Source organism: uncultured Campylobacter sp. (genome assembly GCF_937997535.1).
Lineage (GTDB): Bacteria > Campylobacterota > Campylobacteria > Campylobacterales > Campylobacteraceae > Campylobacter_B.
In genome coordinates this window covers 21,117-40,434 of record NZ_CALKTT010000099.1, presented here as the reverse complement: position 1 = coordinate 40,434, position 19,318 = coordinate 21,117, and the positions used below count along the sequence as shown (strand labels likewise).

At 46.1% G+C, this 19,318-nt stretch carries 15 protein-coding genes; 12 read left to right on the top strand and 3 right to left on the bottom strand.

The annotated features are described in order from the left end of the window. Positions 1 to 5 precede the first annotated feature (5 nt). The 7 genes from Q0117_RS09920 to Q0117_RS09890 all read left to right on the top strand — a co-directional run bounded on the left by Q0117_RS09920 (position 6) and on the right by Q0117_RS09890 (position 7,456). Positions 6 to 2,387, top strand: a complete 2,382-nt coding sequence (locus tag Q0117_RS09920) for an AAA family ATPase (RefSeq protein ID WP_297926111.1) — start codon at positions 6 to 8, stop codon at positions 2,385 to 2,387. Further along, the gene (aat, locus tag Q0117_RS09915; protein WP_297926102.1) at positions 2,387 to 3,070 is read left to right on the top strand and encodes a leucyl/phenylalanyl-tRNA--protein transferase; all 684 of its coding nucleotides are present in this window, start codon (positions 2,387 to 2,389) and stop codon (positions 3,068 to 3,070) included. The genes Q0117_RS09920 and aat overlap by 1 nt, the downstream gene beginning before the upstream one ends. A 62-nt stretch (positions 3,071 to 3,132) precedes the next feature. Next, positions 3,133 to 4,953: a penicillin-binding protein 2 gene (locus Q0117_RS09910; RefSeq protein ID WP_297926084.1), complete on the top strand. Its 1,821-nt coding sequence runs from the start codon at positions 3,133 to 3,135 to the stop codon at positions 4,951 to 4,953. A gap of 61 nt (positions 4,954 to 5,014) precedes the next feature. Further along, positions 5,015 to 5,194: a hypothetical protein gene (locus Q0117_RS09905; protein WP_297926072.1), complete on the top strand. Its 180-nt coding sequence runs from the start codon at positions 5,015 to 5,017 to the stop codon at positions 5,192 to 5,194. A 171-nt stretch (positions 5,195 to 5,365) separates the two neighbouring features. Further along, positions 5,366 to 6,601, top strand: a complete 1,236-nt coding sequence (locus tag Q0117_RS09900; RefSeq protein ID WP_297926067.1) for a nucleotide sugar dehydrogenase — start codon at positions 5,366 to 5,368, stop codon at positions 6,599 to 6,601. 57 nt (positions 6,602 to 6,658) lie between these two features. Next, positions 6,659 to 6,787: a hypothetical protein gene (locus Q0117_RS09895; protein ID WP_297882610.1), complete on the top strand. Its 129-nt coding sequence runs from the start codon at positions 6,659 to 6,661 to the stop codon at positions 6,785 to 6,787. Between the two features lie 99 nt (positions 6,788 to 6,886). Next, complete coding sequence (locus Q0117_RS09890) at positions 6,887 to 7,456, top strand: hypothetical protein (protein ID WP_297926039.1); 570 nt, start codon at positions 6,887 to 6,889, stop codon at positions 7,454 to 7,456. 16 nt (positions 7,457 to 7,472) lie between these two features. On the opposite strand, the gene hemH is transcribed toward Q0117_RS09890, so the two are convergent. Together hemH and Q0117_RS09880 are read right to left on the bottom strand one after the other, a co-directional pair. After that, positions 7,473 to 8,555: a ferrochelatase gene (gene hemH, locus Q0117_RS09885; protein ID WP_297926033.1), complete on the bottom strand. Its 1,083-nt coding sequence runs from the start codon at positions 8,553 to 8,555 to the stop codon at positions 7,473 to 7,475. Beyond that, the gene (locus Q0117_RS09880) at positions 8,552 to 9,424 is read right to left on the bottom strand and encodes a Gfo/Idh/MocA family oxidoreductase (protein WP_297926025.1); all 873 of its coding nucleotides are present in this window, start codon (positions 9,422 to 9,424) and stop codon (positions 8,552 to 8,554) included. The genes hemH and Q0117_RS09880 overlap by 4 nt, the downstream gene beginning before the upstream one ends. A 122-nt stretch (positions 9,425 to 9,546) precedes the next feature. On the opposite strand from Q0117_RS09880, the gene alaS reads away from it, so the two are divergent. Genes alaS through Q0117_RS09860 form a run of 4 tightly spaced genes read left to right on the top strand, consistent with a single transcriptional unit; the run spans position 9,547 to position 15,045 of the window. Then, positions 9,547 to 12,090, top strand: coding sequence for an alanine--tRNA ligase (gene alaS, locus Q0117_RS09875; RefSeq protein ID WP_297926014.1), 2,544 nt, complete (start codon positions 9,547 to 9,549; stop codon positions 12,088 to 12,090). Continuing rightward, positions 12,087 to 12,596 carry a hypothetical protein gene (locus tag Q0117_RS09870; protein WP_297926001.1) on the top strand — a complete coding sequence of 170 codons (510 nt, stop codon included), beginning with the start codon at positions 12,087 to 12,089 and terminating at the stop codon, positions 12,594 to 12,596. Before alaS ends, Q0117_RS09870 begins: the two co-directional genes overlap by 4 nt. After that, positions 12,596 to 13,141, top strand: a complete 546-nt coding sequence (maf, locus tag Q0117_RS09865; RefSeq protein ID WP_297925993.1) for a septum formation inhibitor Maf — start codon at positions 12,596 to 12,598, stop codon at positions 13,139 to 13,141. The genes Q0117_RS09870 and maf overlap by 1 nt, the downstream gene beginning before the upstream one ends. Further along, positions 13,135 to 15,045 (top strand): transglycosylase domain-containing protein, encoded by a 1,911-nt coding sequence (locus Q0117_RS09860; protein WP_297925987.1) that lies wholly within the window; start codon positions 13,135 to 13,137, stop codon positions 15,043 to 15,045. The genes maf and Q0117_RS09860 overlap by 7 nt, the downstream gene beginning before the upstream one ends. Before the next feature lie 988 nt (positions 15,046 to 16,033). Here Q0117_RS09860 and Q0117_RS09855 read toward each other — a convergent pair. Continuing rightward, positions 16,034 to 16,669: a hypothetical protein gene (locus tag Q0117_RS09855; protein WP_297925981.1), complete on the bottom strand. Its 636-nt coding sequence runs from the start codon at positions 16,667 to 16,669 to the stop codon at positions 16,034 to 16,036. A gap of 241 nt (positions 16,670 to 16,910) precedes the next feature. Between Q0117_RS09855 and Q0117_RS09850 the strand changes: the two genes are divergently transcribed. After that, on the top strand, positions 16,911 to 19,148 hold the full coding sequence (locus Q0117_RS09850) for a nitric-oxide reductase large subunit (protein WP_297925972.1): 2,238 nt from the start codon (positions 16,911 to 16,913) through the stop codon (positions 19,146 to 19,148). Positions 19,149 to 19,318: the final 170 nt, after the last annotated feature.

Sequence of the window (19,318 nt, the reverse complement as noted above, 5' to 3'; positions counted from 1 at the left end):
AAGCAATGATAGGATTTTTTTTAAACAAACATTTTGAACAAGCAATCAGCGTCGCAAACGACGGCGAGGACGAATACATCACCACTTCGCACGTAGTTTATGCGATTTTTAAATACAATAAGCCCTTTCATGGGCTAATCGCCAAAGAAATTCCGGATATTAACTACCTAAATATCTTGGATAATCTGGGCGGGCTTTTGGATATGATGCCTAAATCAAGCGGCAAGGCTCCGGCGCAGACGATAGAATTTAAGCAGTTCTATACTGAATTAAATAACGCTAAAGAGCCTAAAAACGAGCTCGATTTTATGCTTAAAATTTTAAATGATAAGGAAAACGACTGCACTAAAATTTTAAATCACTACGGTATCAATGCCGCGATTTTTGAGCTTATCGTGCGAAAGTACAAATCTGCTTTCGATCACCGCGACGAGGTCGTTTCTCGCGATGAAGCCGCAGCGATTAAGCTAAACTCATACGATATCGATGATATCACGCATGCGATGAATTACGACGAAAGCCGCAGGCAGTGGCAGAATACGGAATTTGAGCCTGCGTTTGAGGGCGAAAAGGACGCCATAAACGAGCGCGATATTAAAAAGGACTCGCCTAGCTCACTTTATACAGCAAACCTCAATAAAATTGCGCTTGAGGGCAAGATCGATCCACTCATCGGACGCGAAAAAGAGATCGAAAAGACGCTACAAACCCTCTGTCGCCGCAAGAAAAATAATCCGATCTTAGTGGGCGAAGCAGGAGTTGGTAAAACCGCGATCATCGAGGGTATCGCACTAAAAATCGTCCGTGGCGAAGTGCCAGAAAAGCTAAAAAATAAGGTGATTTACGCCCTTGATGCTGGCGCGCTGATCGCAGGCACTACGTTGCGCGGGGAGTTTGAGGAAAGGCTAAAAGACCTTATAGACGAGTTTAGCGCCAATCAAAATGCGATTTTATTTATCGATGAAATTCACACGATCGTTGGCGCAGGTACGGGCAATCGCAACGAACTTGATATGTCAAACATCCTAAAACCTTCGCTTGCAAGCGGCGAGCTATCGGTCATCGGCGCTACTACATACGGCGAATACCGCTCGTTTTCGCAGGATAAAGCGCTTAGCCGCAGGTTTTGTAAGATCAATGTAAGCGAGCCTAGCATTGACGATAGCGTCGAAATTTTAAAAGGCGTAGCCAAAAAATATGAGGAATTTCACGGCGTAAAATTTAGCGACGAAATTTTGCGTGATAGCGTAACGCTTGCTAAAAAGTATCAAAACGATAAATTCCTTCCCGACAGCGCCATTGATCTCATCGACGAGGTGGGCGCGAGCTTTGCGTTTAAGCCGCACGAAGCTCCGCTTGAAATCAGTAAGGATGATTTAGTAAATACACTTTCGATTAGCGCGAATATTGCAAATTTAAGTAGTAGCGTCGATAATAAACAGGTACTAAAAAATCTGGAAGCCAATATCAAGCGTGAAATTTTCGGTCAAGACGAAGCGGTTAGCAGTCTTTGTAAGGCGCTTCTACGCTCTTACGCCGGGCTTGGAGGCGCAAGCTCTCCAATCGGCGTATTTTTATTTGCAGGTAGTAGCGGCGTGGGCAAAAGTGAGCTAGCCAAGGTCTTAGCCGCGCAGCTTGGAGTGCATTTTGAGCGCTATGATATGAGCGAATATATGGAAGCTCACAGCGTCTCTAGGCTCATCGGCGCACCTCCCGGATACGTGGGCTTTGAAAATGGCGGAATTTTAACTAACAACATCAAAAAGCACCCCTACAGCGTCATTTTATTTGATGAGGTAGAAAAAGCTCATCCTAGCATGACGAATATTTTTTTAGGCATTTTCGATAACGCAAGTCTTACCGATAACAACGGCATTACGACCGATTTTAAAAATACGATCATAATAATGACGTCGAATTTAGGCACGAAAGAAGCGCCGCAAGTTGGATTTACAAAAGATGAGAGCTATAAAGTAGATAGTGCCATAAAAAGCTTTTTTGCGCCAGAATTTCGCAATCGTATCGATAAAATCATAAATTTTAACCGCTTAAGCGGCGAAATTTTAGAAAAGATCGTGGATAAAACTATCGGCGAGCTAGAGTCGCAGCTAAAAAACGTAAAGATTAGTCTAAACAAGGAAGCAAAAGATTTGATTATCTCGCGCGGCTATTCGGACGAGTTTGGCGCGCGAAATTTAAAGCGCGAAATCAGCTCGCAGATAAGCGATCATATAAGCGGTGAGCTGCTTTTTGGCGCGCTGCAGGAGGGCGGCTTAGTTAGCGTGAGCGTAAAAGATGGCGAGCTAAGCTTTAGCTTTGCTTCTACGCCTTTGCCGCAGATAGAAAAAAAGCAACCCGCACTAGCTCAAAGCAGTGTCGTTAAATAATGGCTCGGTTTTACGATTTTCCAGATCCTATGGATGCGCCCGATTTTGCGCCGCTTGCAAGTGGCGGCGATCTGAGCGAGGATTGTTTGCTTAGCGCTTATAGCGCAGGGATATTTCCGTGGTTTAGCGAGGATGAGCCGATTTTATGGTGGTCGCCCAATCCGCGCGCAGTGCTTGATCCGCGTGAAGTGCGTGTGCAAAAGTCCATTAAGCCCTATCTTAAGCGATATGACGTTAAATTTGACGCAAATTTCAAGGGCTTCATCGAGCGATGCAAAGACGTACGAAAAAAAGAGAGCGACGGCACGTGGATCAGCGAGCAGATCGTGCAGGCTTACTCGCGTTTGGCAGCAGACGGCTACGCTCACAGCGTCGAGGCATACGAAGATGGCGAGCTCGTAGGTGGGCTATACGGGCTAATTTTTGGGCGTGTGTTTTGCGGCGAGAGTATGCTGAGCCTAAAGAGCAATGCTTCGAAAGTCGCGCTGATTAGGCTTTGTGAGGTGCTTGCAAATTTCGGCTTTCTAATCGACTGCCAGATTATGAACGAGCATCTGAAATTTATGGGTGCTAAAGAGATGCCGCGAGCGGAATTCCTCGCTCTATTTGCTGAGCTTAGTGCGCAAGATAGAGGCTTTGAGCGCTTTGCGGATCTTAAAGTTCCACGCGGAGCGCAGCATTGAGTCAAAGCTTGAGATGCAGCAGCGTAAAAAATGCGCGGAATTTAGAATTTTAAAGAAATAAGATGTGGCAAAGAGATAAAAGCTCCTCGGTCGGTATGATTATTGTGATGTTTATATTCGTGCCGGCGGCGCTTTTCATATTTTTGGCGATTTTATATTTTTGGGGCAGCACTGAGCGCAAGCTACCGCGCCTGGATGTCAATGAAACCAACAGCGCGATCCGTGGCGCGATAATCGCAAAAGATAATTATGTCGCGGCAAATTCCGTCAAACTCTACAAAGTTAGCGTCGACGCACGCAGTATCGATAAAAACAAGCTTGATCTTTTCGTGCGTCTATACTGCATCTACACGGGCGATAGCGAAAAGCGTGTCAAAAGCGCGATCGAGGGCTCTGGCGGCACGACCGTGCTATCGTATAAGATCGACGCCAAAACCGCCGTGCATCTAAAAGAGCTTGCGTATAAGCTAAATTTAAAAAAGGTCTTCGTTAGCTTCATAGGCTCAAACGGCAGGCTAAATCCGCCTATCCGCATGAGCGTGAGCGAAAGCGGCGAAAAGCGCAGCTACAATGTCGGCGATTCGCTCACTCCGTTAATCGGCTATATCAATAAAAAAGAGGTTGATGGTATCACCAAGGTTAGCGGAATTAAGGGGATCGAGAAGTACTATGAGTATTATCTAGCGCCGGTTAGAGATGAGTTTATCGTGGGCCCGCGCGATATCGGCGGCAACATCATCCTAGAGCGCAGCAGCAAAAAAACGGGCAGGATCGACGGCTACAATGTCCGTCTAAGCGTGCCACTAACGCTGCAAAGAAAGATAGAGCGCCTAAGCGATGAGGGCGCTGATAATTACGATGCGCGAGAAATCGTTGTGGGCATTATGAACTCTAAAACGGGCAAAATTTTATCCCTCGCGACCAACGCCCGCTATGACCCCTCAAACATCACGAAAAACGATCTTAAGAATTTAAATTTTACCGCGAGCGAATACGCCTACGAAGTGGGCTCGATTATGAAGCCGATAATTTTCGCAATCGCCTACGATGCCAAAGCTGTCAAACCGGGCGAGATCATCAATACCTATAACGGCAGCTATAAGCTTGGTACTCGCACGATCCGCGACACGCACCCGGCTAAGCAGATGAGCGGCGAGGAGATCATCATCCACAGCTCAAACATAGGAATGATTAAAATTTCAGAGCGGCTGGAGGGGCAGGCTATTTATGACGGGCTGATGAACTTCGGTATGTCGCAAAAAACGGGTATCGATCTGCCGTATGAGCAAAGTGGAAATATCCCAAGCATCAAAAGCCTGAATAATAAAATTTACAAAGCCACGATCAGCTACGGCTACGGCGCGCAGATGACATTCCTTCAGATGCTCAATGCCTATACCGTCTTTAACAACGGCGGCGTGATGATTAGCCCGCGCCTAGTGGAAAATTTAGAAAATAACGGTAAAACTTACACCGTTAACGAAAGCGAAACCCGCCAGGTAATCTCTAAACCTACCGCCGACGTGATTAAAGGAATTTTAATCAAAACGGTTGAGAGCGGTACGGGGCGCAAGGGTCGAGTGGCGGGGCTGCAAATCGGCGGCAAGACGGGCACTGCGCGTATCGCTAAGGGGGGCGGCTATTCGAGTGCCTATAATAGCTCGTTTTTTGGCTTTGCCAACGACGCGGACACCAGCTACACGATCGGCGTTTTGGTGCGTGAGCCTAAAAGGGGCAGCTACTACGCCGCTCAAAATGCGCTGCCGATCTTTAAGCGGGCGGTAGGAATTTTGATAGAAGAGGGCTATCTAAAGCCCGCAGCCGACGCAAACACCACGCAAAAGGTCGAGATCAAGGATGAGACAGTTGAAATTAAAGATTAAATTTGCTAAATTTCGCGAGGTTTTTTTGAAATTTTACAGCGTTTAAATTTCGCGGAATTCGGTGCGGCTTCGTAAGGCTTGGCGACGTTTAAATTCTACGGCGCGGAATTTTGGCGGCATAGAATTTCGCGGCGTAAATTTTAACGGCACGGCGATGGAATTTTATCGTAACGCGGGATTTTGGCGCGGTAGTAAAATTTCATATCAAGGCAAAATTTTAAATTTGCCGTCGCGCAAGTAACGCAAGCAAAATGGCGAGCAAGCTTAATTGCTTTAAATTTTTAAGACGCAGCGCTATAAATTCGTGCTGTATGTCTGCGCGGATATGAAATTTAGCGAGTTTGGCTGCGAAATTTAACGATGAAATTTAACGCAAAGAAAAGAGGAAAATATGAAAGCAAATGAGAGAAAAATGAAAATAGCGATAATCGGGCTTGGCTACGTGGGGCTTCCTTTGGCGGCGGCGTTTGCCGCGAAACACGAGGTCGTGGGCTTTGACGTAGCTCAGGACCGCATAGACGAGCTGCGCGGCGGGCACGATCGCACGCTGGAGCTTAGCGACGAGGAGCTTGCTGCGGCGATTCAAAACGGGCTTAAATTTAGCGCAAAGTTAGATGATATGAGGCAGAGTAATTTTTACATCGTATGTGTGCCGACGCCCGTAGATAGGCTAAATCGCCCAGATCTTACGCCGCTAATCAAGGCCAGCGAAAGCGTCGGAGCCGTGCTTAAAAAGGGCGACATCGTCGTGTATGAAAGCACCGTCTATCCAGGCGCTACGGAGGAGGACTGCGTACCGGTGTTGCAGCGCGTAAGCGGGCTAAAATTTAACCGCGATTTTTTCTGCGGATATTCGCCCGAGCGGATCAATCCTGGCGATAAAATTCACACCGTCACTAAGATCAAAAAGATCGTCTCGGCAAGCACTGAGGAGGCTTTAGACGTCGTAGATAGCGTCTATCTTAGTATCCTGCAAAACGGCACCTTTCGCGCTAGCAGCATCAAGGTCGCCGAGGCCGCAAAGGTGATCGAAAACACCCAGCGCGACATCAATATCGGCTTTATAAACGAGCTTGCGATCCTGTTTGGCAAGCTCGGTATCAACACCAACGACGTCATCGACGCGGCGGCTACGAAGTGGAATTTCTTAAGCTTCCGTCCGGGCCTCGTGGGCGGACACTGCATCGGCATCGATCCGTATTATCTGGCGCAGAAGGCGACCGAGGTGGGCTATCACCCCGAAATCATCCTCTCAAGCCGCCGCATCAACGACAATATGGGAAGCTACGTCGCTACGGAGGTCATTAAGATGATGATAAAATACGATGAAAAGGTCAAGGGCGCGAAGGTCTTGATCTTGGGGCTGACGTTTAAAGAAAACTGCCCCGACACCCGCAATACGCGCGTCGTGGATATGATAAACGAGCTTAAAAATTTCGGCTGCGAGGTAAGCGTCTATGATCCTTGGGCGAGCGCCGCCGACGCCAAGAGATACTACGATATCGATCTGCTGAAAAAGCCCGACTTGCGCAAATTTGACTGCGTTGTAATCGCCGTGGCGCATAAGCAGTTTTTCGAGCTTGATTACGCAGGCTCGCTGGTTTACGACGTGAAAAATGTCTATAAAGACGCGCAAGGAAAGCTCTGAAATTTAGCTTGGGGTTTAAATTTAGACTTCTAAATAGGCAGTTTAGCGGGGATAAGGATGAACGAGGCAAGGCTCGAAGAGCTAAAGAAAATTCTAAACGAACGACGTCAAAATTTAGAGCGAGGCTCACAGGAAAATTCTGACGCTCAAAATTCCAATGCCTTAATTTTAATAAAGGAGATATAGATGAGTAGAGGAAGTGTTGATAAAAGGTGTACTTATTACAGGTGGTTTTAAATCGCTACAAGAATATTCTGATTTGCCAAAAGCTACTAAAGGAATACAATGAAAAACCCGCTTTACTACGTAGATTATTGGTATGATTTGATTAAATTCGGCTTTGATCGGAAGCATACTTTTATAACGCTAATCGTTGTTTGCGTTTCATTTATCGCACCGATGCTTCTTTTGATAGCATATCAAAGCGCACCTAGTAGAAAAAATATAGAAGATCCTTTTGTTTTTGTTGGAACTATAAGCGAATTTCATAAATATGATAGCTATCGTGGCGGAACCGGCTGCAATATATCCGTGCGAGGAAGCGGTAAAATTTTTGATCTGCATATCGGAAATAGCAAGACAGATTATGAACAATTCGGTATGCAATTTTGTGATTTAATTTACAAAAACTATATAGATCAAATTTGCGTAAAAATTAAAATGTCGGAAAGATTTTTAAATGAATACGGGTATTGCGATGGAACAAAAATACATACCTCAAATGCAGAGGATTGGGATAATTTATATTTTCAAAGAAATATACTAACCTTAACTAGTATATTGCTATTTTTATCCGCATTGTATTCAATCCTCAAGCTTCATAAAGAATATAAAAAATCCAAACTAAAAGATTAAATTTTAATCTCTAAATTTACAGCGCCTGCGCGAGTATAAATTTCGCAAAATCCTCGCGGGAATTCGGGCATTTGCACACTTCGTAGTATTCGTAATCCAGCTCGCGCGCCCGAGCTCGATAAAAAATATCCAGCTCAAAATCGGTCTCGGAATTATCTACGCAAAACGCGATCGGAAATATCAGCGCTTTTTTGCTCTGCAGATCCCGCAAAACGTCCGCGATATTGGGCTCTAGCCACTTCACGGGGCCAAGGCGCGATTGATACGCCAAGATAATCTCTTTAAATTTAATCCCGCGCGCAGCCAGCAGATTTTTTAAAATTTCCACGTGCTCCCCTACCTGTGCCTCGTAAGGATCACCCGCGGTGATCATTTTTACCGGCAGCGAATGCGCAGAAAATATGAGCGAAATTTGCGAAATTTCATCCGCGCTAAATTTTGCGACGCAGCTTGCGATTAAATTTAGTAAAATTTCGTTGTAAGCGGCGTTGTCGTAGAAAATATCAATGGTTTTATAATTTTTTATACCGAGCCGTTTAAGCGCCGCTTCGGCAGAGCACAGGCTCGATTGCACCGTAGTTTTCGAGAAGTGCGGATACAAAGGCATCAAAATTATCTCGTCAAAATCCGCATATTTTTTAAACACATCCTCCGCAAATGGCGGCGTGTAATTCATCGCATAATCGCAAATTAGCTCGTCTATCGGTTTTTCATCCTGCGGCGCCTCGTTTTGTGTCTGTGCCTCTTGCGACGGCTTGCTCTGCGATGAAACGTCTTGCGACGGCTCATTTGCAGCGCTTACACTCGCCGCATTTTCAAATTTTAACTCCGCGCCGAATTTTGCTCGCGCTAGTTCATTTACCCGCTCGCAAAGCGCTTCGGTGATGGAGCATATCGGCGAGCGCCCGCCCAGTTTTTCGTAGTTGCTGCGCGCCGATGCGGTTCTGCTTTTTACGATGAGAGAGGCCAAAACGCTGCGCCAAAAATCACTCTTAACGCCCAAAATAAAAGGGTCGTTAAACATATTTTTTAAAAAAACTTCAACCTCACTCAGATTGTTCGGACCGCCCATATTCAGCAGGATCAGGGCTTTTTTCATGAGATGATTTCTCGTATTTTTATCGCGTCCTCTACGCTTGCAAGTCCCGCGTCGACGCTGCTGTCGCACATCGCGCAAAACGCTTCGTGTTCACGCCGTAGCGAAAAGTCATCGCGATCGACGCGCAGATTTACGCGCCCGTCAGGCGTAATTTTAAAAAGAGTTATTGAGATTAGATCGCCGAAATACACGCCGCTGTCGGTGCAAATTTCGATACCGTGGCGCCTGATCGGATAGAGATTGGACTGCATTAGCGTGCAATAGCAGCCGCTTTTTGTGTGAAGCGTCGCGCATGCGGCTAGAGTGCGCTCTTTAGAGATATTTTTGCTAAGTTCTATGCAAGCTATCTCGCTGTGAGAAAGCAGCCGCACAAGATCGATATCTCTAAAAAGGGCATTGGCGACAATATCTGCTCTATCATCGTTTGCAAAACCGCTTACAAAGCTCATCGAAAAAATTTTATCCCCCTTGGCAAGCTCGCGTAGCAAGGATACGATTACTGGATTGTAGCGGTCGGAGTAGCCTACGGCTAGGCGCGTACCGTTAGTGGTGACTGCGTAATTTATCTCTCTGGCTTCGGCTAGGCTTTGTGCGAGCGGAGATTCTACGAAGATATTTTTGGTAAACGGCAGGCATTTTAAAATCAGCTCTTTATGCGATGGCGGGGGAGCCGTGATGACTACGGCGTCGGGCTTAGCGACGTTAAAAAGATCGGTTAGATTATCAAAGATCGGATAGCGCGGGCCGAAATTTTCACTGCTGCCCTTATGATAAAGCGCTACAAGCTCGAAATAATCGCTCCTTCTTAGCTCGCTGAAGTGCTTTTGACCAAGCTCGCCCATACCTATGATCGCTATCTTTTTTTTCATCGTTATGCCCTAAATTTAATCTTTCGCGCCATTATAACTAAGAATGGTTAAAATTTTATAGTTTTTAAAATCTAATTTGGCTAAAATGCGCCTTTAAAATTTAACTTGAAATAGGACAAATCATGGATATTAGAAGCGAATATTTAAATTTCTTTGCAAGCAAGGGCCATCAGATCATCCCCAGCGCGCCGCTGGTGCCAGATGATGACAGCTTACTGTTTACAAATGCGGGCATGGTGCCCTTTAAAAGTATATTTACAGGAGCCGTTCCGCGTCCGATCCCGCCTATCCGCACGAGCTGTCAGACCTGCATCCGTGCCGGCGGCAAACACAACGACCTAGACAACGTCGGCTACACCGCGCGCCACCATACGTTTTTTGAGATGCTTGGAAATTTCAGCTTCGGCGAGTATTTCAAAGAGCAGGCGATCGTCTATGCGTGGGAGTTCGTAACCGAAATTTTAAAGCTTCCCAAAGAAAAACTCTACGTCACCGTGCACGAGAAAGACGACGAGGCGTTTGGGTTCTGGGCGCAGCACATAGCGCAGGAGCGCATCTACCGTTTCGGCGATCACGATAACTTTTGGGCGATGGGCGATACCGGCCCGTGCGGTCCGTGCAGCGAAATTTTTTACGATCAGGGCGAGGAGCATTTTCACGGAAGTGAGGATTATATGGGCGGCGACGGCGACCGCTTTTTAGAGATTTGGAATTTAGTTTTTATGCAGTACGAGCGTAGCAAAGACGGCAAGCTTAGCCCGCTTCCAAAGCCTAGCATCGACACGGGTATGGGACTTGAGCGCGTCACGGCGATTAAGGAGGGCAAGTTTAGCAACTACGACAGCTCGCTTTTTATGCCGCTAATTGATGAGGTTGCAAAGCTTTGCGGCAAACCTTACGTTTATGAAAGCGGCGCGAGCTACCGCGTCATCGCCGATCATATCCGCTCGGTTACGTTTTTGCTAGCGCAGGGAACAAATTTTAATCGCGAGGGCAGGGGGTACGTTTTGCGTAGAATTCTGCGCCGCGCCGTTCGCCACGGCTATCTGCTCGGTATAAAAGAGCCCTTTATGTATCACCTTGTGGATAAAGTATGCGAGCTGATGGGCGGACACTACGCCTATTTGAATGAGAAAAAGCAAGCCGTAAAGGAGCAGATCAAGCTCGAAGAGGAGCGGTTTTTCGCCACTTTGGCAAACGGCATCGAGCTTTTTAACGAGGAGCTTGCGCGCACTAAAGAAATTTTTAGCGGCGAGGTCGCGTTTAAGTTATATGATACCTACGGCTTTCCGCTCGATCTGACCGCTGATATGCTGCGCGAGAAAAATTTGCGCGTGGATGAAGCTAAATTTGACGCGCTTATGAGCGAGCAAAGGCAGATAGCTAAAGCCGCATGGAAGGGCAGTGGCGATAAAAACGTCCGTGGCGATTTTAAGGCGCTGCTAGAGAAATTTGGTGAGAATAAATTTAGCGGTTACGAAGAGCTTAGCCGCACGAGCAAGGTTTTAGCGCTACTTAACGAGGATTTTGCGGAAGTGGATGAGCTCAAAGCTGGCGATATCGGCTGGGCGATGTTTGATATCACTCCGTTTTATGCACAAAGTGGCGGTCAGACGGGCGATAGCGGCGAAGTGGAGTCCATAGCCGATGTGTTTGATACGCAGAAATTTTATGGGCTAAATTTATCCCACTTGCGCCTTAATCGTAACATGAAAATCGGCGATATCGTCGGGCTCAAGGTTTCTGAGGAGCGTGAGCAGATTGCACGTCATCACAGCGCGACGCATCTTTTGCATGCGGCGCTTCGTGCGGTGTTAGGGGCTCATATCGCTCAAGCAGGAAGCTTGGTTGAAGCGGACCGCTTAAGATTTGACTTCTCGCATCCTAAGGCACTTAGCGACGAGGAGCTAGCTAAAATCGAGGAATTTGTAAATAACGCCGTTTGCAAGGGCTGTGCGGCAAAAACTGAGATTATGGATATAGATGACGCTAAAAACAGCGGTGCAATCGCGCTTTTTGGCGAAAAATATGGCTCAAAAGTGCGCGTTGTGAGCTTCGGAGAGATTAGTAAGGAGCTTTGCGGCGGAATTCACGTGCGTAATTTAAGCGAAATAGGGTCGTTTTTTATCGTCAAAGAAAGCGGCGTAAGTGCGGGCGTCAGGCGTATCGAGGCAGTTTGTTCGCGCGCGGCTTTAAATTTAGCGCTTCAAAATCGCGCTAAGCTTGCTGAAATTTCTGCGGAGCTAAAGGGGATTGAGCCTCTCCGCGCTATTGAGAAATTAAAAGATGAGATCAGATCGCTAAAAGATCAGATCAAGCATGCAAGCAGTTCTCATGCACTGGCTTTTCTAAATGTCGGTGATACTAAACTTTGCGTAGCCTCAGTCGAAAGCGGTGATATAAAAACTATGATAGATGAGTTTAAAAATAGCCACGAAAAGGCGGCGATAATGCTGATGCAAGTAGGCACCGACGGCAAAATTTCAATCGCAGCAGGTGTTAAAAACGCGCCGATCAAAGCTGGCGAGTGGGTTAAGCTCGCGGCGCAAATTTTAGGCGGCGGCGGCGGCGGACGCGATGATTTTGCGACCGCGGGCGGCAGGGACGTGCTAAAAATCGAAGAAGCGATTAAAGAAGCGATCGCCTACGCAAAAGGTAAAATTTGAACGAGATCGATTCGAGCTTCATCAAAGCCTCGCAAATTTTGCCGCTGATTCACATTTTAAGCGTGATTTTTTTGGTCTGCGCGCAGATCTGTGTATTTTTGATCGCGCGAATTTTTATGAATTTAAGCAGTAAAAACCAAGCGGATGCGAAGGATGTAAAATTTACAGAAATTTTGCGATATATGAAACGCTATGAGCAGTTCTTTGCGCTATTTTTGGTGATCGTTTGCGTAAGTGGATTTTTTCTTGCGGACGGCGGAAGTTTTAAATTTTCAGATCCTATGGTAAAAGGCGCGATTGCGACGCTATGGGCTGGCGCCGGCTTTATACTACTAAATTTTATCTACATGCATTATAAAATTTTATCTTTGAAGCGAGCTTTGGATGCGGGCGATGAGCTTGAGGCGAATGAGCATTTAATCATCGTCGTTAAATATTTCATCCCGCTAAATATCGTAGTCACGCTGATTTGCGTTTATCTAGGCGTGACGGTGGGCGAGTTTTGATGATTTATTTAGCTTCCAGTTCGCCTACTAGAGCACAAATTCTAAAGGATAACGGCGTAGAATTTACGCAAATTCCTTTTAATTTCGACGAAAGCGGCATTAGCAAGGACGATGCACGCACCTATGCTTACCGCGTTGCCGTAGCCAAGAAAGTGCAGTTTTTTAAAATTTATAAAAATTATGATAGGGTGCTGTTTGCCGATAGCTCCGTACTTGCCGGCGGCGAAATTTTAGGCAAGGCGCGGGATGAAGCGGACGCGTTAAGGATGCTGCGGGCTCAAAGCGGTGCTAGCTGCGCTGTTTATACTGCGATGATTTTTTGCAGTAAGGCGCTAGAACTTTCGGCACTTAGCGTCGCAAGCTTTGAATTTGCGGAATTTAATGAAGCGGATTTAAAAGGCTATATCGCTAGCAGTGATTGGCGCGGCAAGGCGGGTGCGATGAGTATCGAAGGCTTTAACGAAAAATATATCAAAAGCTCGCGTGGGTCAAAATTCACGGCGATGGGGCTTGATCTGGAAAATTTAAAGAGGTTTGTATGGTAAGAGTTTTATTTAGTTTTATTACGGTTTGTGCGTTTGCCGCAGGCGGAATTTTTTTGTATTTTTACTCGCAAATCCGCTTGGAATCGGACTCGATCATCGATTATCATCCCGAGCTTACGACTAAAATTTATGACCGCAACGGTAATTTGATAGCCAATGTTTTTAATGAACAAAATAGAATTTACGTAAAATTCGACGAGATTCCAGGCCGCGTAATCGAGGCGCTCGTAGCTATCGAGGATACGGCGTTTTTCGAACACGGCGGCGTGAATGTCGAGGCGATTTTTAGGGCGATTATTAAGGATGTCAAAGCGATGAAATTCGTCGAAGGGGCTTCTACGATTACGCAGCAGATCACGCGAAATTTAGTTCTTTCTAGCGAAAAGAAGCTTGATCGCAAGATTAAAGAAGCAATCCTATCGCTTAAGATAGAAAACGCCCTAAGCAAGGAACAAATTCTAGAGCGTTACTTCAACGAAGTGTATTTTGGACACGGATATTACGGCATTCGCACGGCGGCTTTGGGATATTTCAAAAAAGATTTGCAAGATTTAAGCCTTAAAGAGATCGCGATTTTAGTGGGTTTGCCGAAAGCTCCTAGCAGCTTTGATCCTACTAAGCACCTGGATTTGTCGCTTTCGCGCGCCAATAATGTGATTTATAGGATGCATGAGCTCGGCTGGATAAATAAGACCGAATATGAGCTTGCTATGAACGAACAGCCTACGATTTATAATGAAACGCTCACGCAAAACGTAGCGCCATATGCCGTAGATGAGATCATAAAAGAAGCCGAAAAAATTCTACCGGACGTCCGCACGGGCGGATACCGCATAGATACAAGCCTTGATCTAAAGGCGCAAGCGATGGCGCAAGAGGCATTAGTTTTCGGCTACAATGAAATTTTAAAGCGCAACAAAGACGCTAATGCAAGCAACGTAAACGGCGCTATGGTCGTCACGCATCCGCAAAACGGCGAAATTTTAGCCTTAGTAGGTGGCGTGGATTACGCGAAATCAAATTTCAATCGCGCCAGCCAATCCCAGCGCCAAACTGGCTCCAGCTTTAAGCCTTTCGTCTATCAAATCGCCCTTGATATGGGCTACTCGACGATGACCGAAGTTCCCGATATAGCTAGAGAATTCGACGACGGCAGCGATAAAACGTGGAAGCCGAAAAATTACGACAAGACTTACAGCGGCTACATCACGATCAAAGAAGCTTTAACACGCTCGCGTAACCTTGCCTCGATAAATCTAATGCAATCTATCGGCGTTGATCGCGCGGTAAAAAAGCTTGGCGAGTTCGGCTTCAAAAACGTCCCGCCCGCCCTGTCGGTGGCTATCGGCAGCTATGGAATTTCGCCGCTTGAATACTCCACTATGTATTCGATGTTCCCCGGGCTCGGTATCACGGCGAAGTCAAAATTTATCGTTTCGATTACCGATAAGGACGGCAAAACTCGCTTTATCGAGCCTGAGCGCCGCCGCGTGCTGCGCCCTGAACAGGCATATCTGATGACTACGCTACTAAAAAATATCGTGCAGCGCGGCACCGGTACTCGCGCACGCGTACAGGGCATCGACATAGCGGGCAAAACAGGCACCTCAAACGATAGCATAGATGCGTGGTTTTGCGGCTTTACGCCGGATTTGCAGATCATCATCTGGTACGGCAACGACGATTATAAACCTATGCGAAAGGTCGAGGGCGGCGGTCGCACTGCAGCACCGGTATTTGCAAAATTTTTAGATGCCTACTTAAAAGAATATCCGCAAACCAAGCGCAACTTCACCGTCCCAGACGGCGTCTTTAGCAGCTCATACAACGGCAAAGAGGAGTATTACACTAAAATTTCGCCGCTTCCTAAACCCCGCGAAAGTAGCAGTGACGGATCATTTTAAATTTAGAGCAAATCCAAATTTGATCCACTTTCGGAAGCCCTTGCATAAATTGCGTTTGTTACACAAACTATAAATATGCTAATTTATAGTTTTGTGTAAGGTTGTAGGCGCTAAAATGCGTAATCATTTTATTCAGGGGTCAAGACTGCAGGATTTAGAATTTGAAAGCAAAAAGATAAGAATAGAAAATACTCGTGTAAAATTCGGCAAATTTTTTACGAAATTATGTTTTATATATTTTTTATATTCTCTTAGCGCCTTTATAATTCCTAAAAATATTTTAGATATTTCTCCTGTGTGCTTAAATTTCGTAAATTTTATGAAAAGTTATTTTCCAAATATCGAAATTATCGGTAGTATTAGCCCATACACCCAACTTTCGGAATTTTACGTTAGTATTATGTTGGATATACGGGATTATTATTTTTGCGGTTTCTAGCTTATATTCATTGGTTTATTATATTTACTTTTGCAGATATGATGATGATTTTATATTGCTTTCAAAAAAGAAGCGGGAAAACGATTTTCCGTTTTTGTTGCTTCCGTTTATGTTTGGTCTTGGTATTTTTATGTTTGAGGTTTATTATACCGGATATTTTGCAAGCAGCGGTATAAGCATAAGAACAAGCCATTTTATGCCAGAATTTCAAAGTAGATTTTCAATTTTTGGATATATCATTTTCTTTCAATCCGGTTTTTCTCTTTCGGGTTCCGTAATATTAATGTCTGCATTTGAATTTATTTACAAAATATATTTCTATTTAAGAGAAGCTAAGCGCATTGGATAAAATCAATTAAATAGAACCCGTATATGAGACGCCCAAAGTTTTGCTCTAAGATGAGCGACTCTTTAGTTGAAAGTGTATATGTGTAAATTCGCTCATCTTATGGGGATAAAATATTAAATTATAAATTCAAATTCTACTTATAAAAAATGCTAAAGCAACTGCGGACGAATCAAAAGCGTACTAAATTTAAAATTTACGCCTCAATTCGTAATCGCCTCTACGGTGCTAGCAGTAGCATAAATCAATCCGCCTACGGTGATAAAAACTACGGTACCTACGATTAATACCGGTAGCGCTATGATAACGCCAAGAGGGTTTGGTCCGTCGCTTTCCCTACTGCCGGGTAGAATTTCGAGATCTGCTTTTATAGGCATCTTTAATCTATCGCTAGGCTTCATTATTTCGTTTAAATTTTTTATATCCACTACTTGCGCATCAAAGTTAAAAACAACCTCGATCTCGCCTTTTTTCTCATCTATTTCGATGCGATTTGCCAGAGCCTTGATTTTGGCTACATCTGCGCCTGCGGCGGAATTTAAAAATGCGCTAAATTCGCCGCGCGCCCGCCCGGTATCGGCATCCGTCACGACTATTTTAACAAGCTCGCGCTTAAGCCCCTTGGCATAACCCTCGTCGTAGAAGCGCGATATGTTTTTAAGCGAAGAGCCGTGCGTTAGCACGTAGCTAAATTTTTCGCCGACGATATACTCTTTGCCGTCATTTACAAAAAACGCCTTTATGCTCTCGCTCGTCTGTTGTTTGGCCGTCACGGAGCCCTGTTTGCATTGGCACCCGACTAGCACTACGGCTAATAAAATCGCGATAAATTTTTTCATACTTTCTCCTTGTTTCAACAACTGCCATCGACCGATTATTGCTTGATTTTATATCTTCAATTTTACTATCTCGGGACTTAAATTAGTATATTAAAATCTCACTTTAAGTGATCTTTCTTTGTAAAATTTAGATAAATTCCAGCTTAAGCAGATAAAATTTATCTTTTTATTGACGAGCCTCAATGCTTATAGAAATTTAAATAGGTAAAATTCACTCCTAATTTCAGTTAAAGGAGTGAAAATGGCAGAATTTAAAAAGCTCTGGATGGCGCTCGTAGTGGTGCTCATCGTGGGCTTTAGTTTCTTGGGTTTTTACGGCGGCGAGGTGTATAGGCAGTCTCCGCCGGTGGTAAAATTTACCGATTCTAGCGGCAACGAGTTGATCGGCACCGAGCGCATTTACCGCGGACAGGAGGCCTGGCAGAGCATCGGCGGTATGCAGGTGGGCTCGATCTGGGGTCACGGAGCGTATCAGGCGCCCGATTGGAGCGCAGATTGGCTGCATAAGGAGCTGGTTACGTTTATGGATATCAAGGCGCAGGAGCGCTTCGGAGCGAAATTTGACGCTTTGAGCGACGAGCAAAAGGCGCAGATTAAGGCGCTTACAAAGGCCGAGTACCGCACCAACACCGTAAAAGACGGCGCCGTTAAGCTAAGCGACGATCGCTTAAAGGCTATGGCGGTCGTAAAAGACGAATACATGGGCATTTTCGGAAACGATCCGCGCTTTAAGAAGCTTCGCGAGGATTACGCGATGAAGGAAAACACGCTCGCAAACGAGCAACACCGCGCCGAGCTCGTGGATTTCATCTTTTGGACTGCGTGGGCGGTTTCTACGGATCGTCCGAGCGGAGAGGCGACCTATACCAATAACTGGCCGCACGAGCCGCTAATAGACAATGTCCCTACCACGGAAAACGTCGTTTGGACGATTGCAAGCCTCGTTATTTTGCTTACCGGCATCGGCTTGTTGGTTTGGTTCGGAAATTTCTACGGCAAGAAGGACGAGGATTTCGAGGCTCCTGCGAAGCTTAGCGCCGATCCGATCGCCGCTTTGGCGCTTACGCCGTCGCAAAAGGCGCTTGGCAAGTACCTTTTCGTAGCGGTTGCATTGTTTGCATTTCAGGCCTTCATCGGCGGCTTTGTTGCGCACTATACGATCGAGGGTCAGTCCTTTTTCGGGCTTGATATTTCGCAGTATATCCCTTACTCGCTAGCGCGCACCTGGCACGTGCAGGCATCCATTTTCTGGATCGCTACGGGCTTTTTGGCGGCGGGATTGTTTCTGGCTCCGATCATCAACGGCGGCAAGGATCCGAAATTTCAAAAGCTCGGCGTGGATGTGCTTTTCTACGCGCTTCTTTTCTTGGTCGTCGGCAGCTTCGCGGGCGAATACATGGCGATTGCGGGCAAGATGGATCCAAGCAGCAGCTTCTGGATCGGACATCAAGGATACGAGTATTTAGACCTAGGTAGAATTTGGCAGCTAATATTGTTCGTGGGCCTTGTGATCTGGATGGTGCTCGTGCTTCGCGGCTTTATCGCGGGCTTTAGAGCCGAGGGTGATAAGAATTTATTGGCGATCTTTACCGCTTCGGTTATCGCCGTGGGGCTTTTTTACGGCGCGGGACTATTCTACGGACAGCGCTCGCCGATCCCTGTGATGGAGTACTGGCGCTGGTGGGTCGTGCACCTTTGGGTCGAAGGATTTTTCGAGGTTTTCGCGACGGCGTCTTTGGCGTTCGTATTCGCGTCCTTAGGCTTAGTAAGTAAGAAATTTGCCACCTACACCTCGATTGCTAGCGCATCGATTTTCCTAATAGGCGGAATTCCGGGCACCTTCCACCACCTCTATTTTGCGGGTACCACTACGCCGATAATGGCTGTGGGTGCGAGCTTTTCGGCGCTTGAGGTCGTTCCTTTGGTGCTTCTGGGTTCGGAGGCGTTTCACTATTACAAGCTTCAATTTGCGCAGGATTGGGCTAAGCGTCTAAAATGGCCGCTTTACTGCTTCATCGCCGTGGCGTTTTGGAATATGCTAGGCGCGGGCGTTTTCGGCTTTTTAATCAATCCGCCGCTTGCGCTATTTTACATCCAGGGCTTAAACACCACTGCGGTACACGCTCATACGGCGCTATTTGGTGTATACGGCTTTTTGGCTCTTGGCTTCGTGTGGCTCGTGGCGCTATATATTTACAAAGACAAAAACTTTGACGATACACTGATGAAGATCGGCTTTTGGGCGCTTAACGCGGGTCTGCTTCTGATGGTGCTAATATCACTTCTTCCGGTTGGAATTTTGCAGGCGTTTGCGGCGATCGACGTGGGTATGTGGTATGCAAGAAGCGCGGAATTTTTGCAAAAAGATAGCCTCTACGGGCTCCGCTGGGCGCGCATCATCGGCGATACGATCTTTTTGGTTGGAAGCGTGTGCTTCTTGCTGCAAATCGTGCGAATGATATTCTCACGCGCTAAATAGAGCCTTCGCGGGCTTTAATTACTCGCTTTGCCTCGCAGGAATTTTATATTCTTGCGGGGCTTTTTAAATTTAGCGCACTTTGCGCATGCCCCATTCGCGCAAGTTTTTGCGTGGATATTTTTACTTAAATTCCACTCGTGCAGGCTTTTGCCGAAAAGGGTAGCCGTGTA

Coding starts and splice junctions, on each gene's coding strand:
- Q0117_RS09920 (WP_297926111.1), top strand. CDS start 6: ATGATAGGATTTTTTTTAAACAAACATTTTGAACAAGCAATCAGCGTC.
- aat (WP_297926102.1), top strand. CDS start 2,387: ATGGCTCGGTTTTACGATTTTCCAGATCCTATGGATGCGCCCGATTTT.
- Q0117_RS09910 (WP_297926084.1), top strand. CDS start 3,133: ATGTGGCAAAGAGATAAAAGCTCCTCGGTCGGTATGATTATTGTGATG.
- Q0117_RS09900 (WP_297926067.1), top strand. CDS start 5,366: ATGAAAATAGCGATAATCGGGCTTGGCTACGTGGGGCTTCCTTTGGCG.
- Q0117_RS09895 (WP_297882610.1), top strand. CDS start 6,659: ATGAACGAGGCAAGGCTCGAAGAGCTAAAGAAAATTCTAAACGAACGA.
- Q0117_RS09890 (WP_297926039.1), top strand. CDS start 6,887: ATGAAAAACCCGCTTTACTACGTAGATTATTGGTATGATTTGATTAAA.
- hemH (WP_297926033.1), bottom strand. CDS start 8,555: ATGAAAAAAGCCCTGATCCTGCTGAATATGGGCGGTCCGAACAATCTG.
- Q0117_RS09880 (WP_297926025.1), bottom strand. CDS start 9,424: ATGAAAAAAAAGATAGCGATCATAGGTATGGGCGAGCTTGGTCAAAAG.
- alaS (WP_297926014.1), top strand. CDS start 9,547: ATGGATATTAGAAGCGAATATTTAAATTTCTTTGCAAGCAAGGGCCAT.
- maf (WP_297925993.1), top strand. CDS start 12,596: ATGATTTATTTAGCTTCCAGTTCGCCTACTAGAGCACAAATTCTAAAG.
- Q0117_RS09860 (WP_297925987.1), top strand. CDS start 13,135: ATGGTAAGAGTTTTATTTAGTTTTATTACGGTTTGTGCGTTTGCCGCA.
- Q0117_RS09855 (WP_297925981.1), bottom strand. CDS start 16,669: ATGAAAAAATTTATCGCGATTTTATTAGCCGTAGTGCTAGTCGGGTGC.
- Q0117_RS09850 (WP_297925972.1), top strand. CDS start 16,911: ATGGCAGAATTTAAAAAGCTCTGGATGGCGCTCGTAGTGGTGCTCATC.